Below are 2300 nucleotides of genomic sequence, written 5' to 3'. Positions count from 1 at the left end.
TCCTCCGGGCCCGACCCCTTCGCCGACCTCGAGGGGCACTGGCTGGACCATCTCAACGACCCGCGCTGCCAGGTGGTGCCGCGGATGGCGCTGCGCGTGTGCCGCTGCCTCCCGGCCGAGCGGCCACTGCTGGTCGGCATCGACCGCGCCGGGGTGGACATCGAGCTCGTCGGGCGCGACGGGCGCATCCACCGGGAGCGGCTGCCCTTCGCCGAGGCGTGCGTGAGCGTCACCGAGTTGGGCACCCAGCTCCGCCTGCTCGCCGGGGGGTCGCGATACCCTCTAGACCGTGCTGCTCTCCGACCGTGACCTCCGCTCCGAGCTCGCCGACGGGCGGCTCACGATCGACCCTCTCGACTCCTCGCTGATCCAACCGTCGAGCATCGACGTCCGACTGGACAGCCTGTTCCGCGTGTTCAACAACTCGCGCTACACCCACATCGACCCGGCGCAGCAGCAGGACGACCTCACCGAACTCGTCGAACCCGCGTCAGGGGACCCGTTCGTGCTGCACCCGGGCGAGTTCGTCCTGGGGGCGACCCTCGAGCGCCTGGCCCTTCCCGACGACCTGGCGGGCCGGCTCGAGGGAAAGTCCTCACTCGGTCGACTCGGTCTGCTCACGCACTCGACCGCCGGGTTCATCGACCCGGGGTTCGAGGGGCACATCACCCTCGAGCTGTCCAACGTGGCCAACCTGCCCATCACGCTGTGGCCGGGGATGAAGATCGGCCAGCTGTGCCTGTTCCGGCTGTCCAGCCCCGCCGAGGTCCCGTACGGCACCGCCGCGACGGGCTCGAAGTACCAGGGACAGCGCGGCCCGACCGCCTCCAAGGCGTACCTCAACTTCCGCTGACCGGGACTGTTGCCGAACCGGGCCCGTCGGCGACCCGGGCCCGTCGGCGACCCGGGCCCGGCCACACTACGCTCGTCCCGCGTTCACCCCGGTGTTCCCGGGAGGTCGTCCGGGGACGGTAGAACTGCGCTATGCGCATGACCGTGTTCGGGACCGGGTACCTGGGGACCACCCATGCCGCCTGTATGGCCGAGTTGGGTCACGAGGTGCTGGGTGTGGATGTGGACGAGGCGAAGATCGAGCGCCTGCGGGCCGGTGAGGTGCCGTTCTACGAGCCGGGGTTGCCGGAGATCCTGAGGCGGCAGGTGGAGGCGGGTCGGGTGCGGTTCACCACGGACTACGCCGAGGCCGCGGAGTTCGCGGACCTGCACTTCATCGGGGTGGGTACCCCGCAGCGCAAGGGGGAGTTCGCGGCCGACACCTCGTATGTGGAGGACGTGGTGGCCCGGTTGGCGCCGCTGTTGACCGCGGATGCGGTGCTGGTGGGCAAGTCGACGGTGCCGGTGGGGACGGCGGCGCGGTTGCAGGAGATCGCCGACGAGCACTCGCGTCAGGGGGTGCGGGCGGAGGTGGTGTGGAACCCGGAGTTCCTGCGGGAGGGTTTCGCGGTGGCCGACACGCTCACGCCGGATCGGATCGTGATCGGGGTGCGTGAGCCGGGCGGGCCGGTCGAGGAGGTGGTGCGCGGGGCGTACGCGCCGATCCTGGACTCGGACCCGTGTCCGGTGATCGTGACGGACCTGGCGACCGCCGAGTTGGTCAAGGTCAGCGCGAACGCGTTCCTGGCGACCAAGATCAGCTTCATCAACGCGGTGTCGGAGGTGTGTGAGGCGGCGGGCGCGGATGTGACGGTGTTGGCGGACGCGATCGGGATGGATCCGCGGATCGGTCGGCGCTTCCTGGGTGCCGGTCTGGGCTTCGGTGGGGGGTGCCTGCCCAAGGACATCCGGGCGTTCATGGCCCGCGCCGGGGAGTTGGGTGCCGATCAGGCGATGTCGTTCCTGCGGGAGGTCGACTCGATCAACATGCGGCGCCGGGAGCGGATGGTCGATCTGGCGACCGAGGCGTGCGGGGGGATGCTGATCGGCAAGACGATCGCGGTGCTGGGGGCGGCGTTCAAGCCGGACTCCGATGACGTGCGCGACTCCCCGGCGTTGAACGTGGCCGGGATGCTGTCCCTCAAGGGGGCGCAGGCGGTGGTGTACGACCCGCAGGCGCTGGACAACGCGCGGGCCCTGTTCCCGACGCTCGCGTACGCCGACTCGGCGATCGAGGCGTGTGAGGGTGCGGACGTGGTGCTGGTGGCCACCGAGTGGGCCGAGTTCCTCGAGTTGGACCCGGCGGCCGTGACGGCGGTGGCGCGCGGGCGGATCATGCTGGACGGCCGCAACTGCATGCCCGCCGACGACTGGCGCGCCGCCGGCTGGACCTACCGCGCCCTCGGCCG

At 70.9% G+C, this 2300-nt stretch carries 2 protein-coding genes and 1 pseudogene; all 3 read left to right on the top strand.

Translation table 11 applies throughout. The features are described from left to right. Window positions 1-309: pseudogene (locus G6021_RS14725) on the top strand (hypothetical protein); the annotation flags it as partial. Continuing rightward, window positions 290-853: a dCTP deaminase gene (dcd, locus tag G6021_RS14720; protein ID WP_017838407.1), complete on the top strand. Its 564-nt coding sequence runs from the start codon at window positions 290-292 to the stop codon at window positions 851-853. The pseudogene G6021_RS14725 and the gene dcd, both read left to right, overlap by 20 nt. Before the next feature lie 131 nt (window positions 854-984). Continuing rightward, a partial coding sequence (locus G6021_RS14715) for a UDP-glucose/GDP-mannose dehydrogenase family protein (protein WP_182641605.1) occupies window positions 985-2300 on the top strand: 1316 nt, incomplete at its 3' end.

Origin of the sequence: Dietzia sp. CW19 (genome assembly GCF_014145265.1) — a bacterium.
Lineage (GTDB): Bacteria > Actinomycetota > Actinomycetes > Mycobacteriales > Mycobacteriaceae > Dietzia > Dietzia natronolimnaea.
The sequence above is the reverse complement of the archived record's forward strand: the minus strand, read 5'-3'. Positions and strand labels throughout refer to the sequence as shown.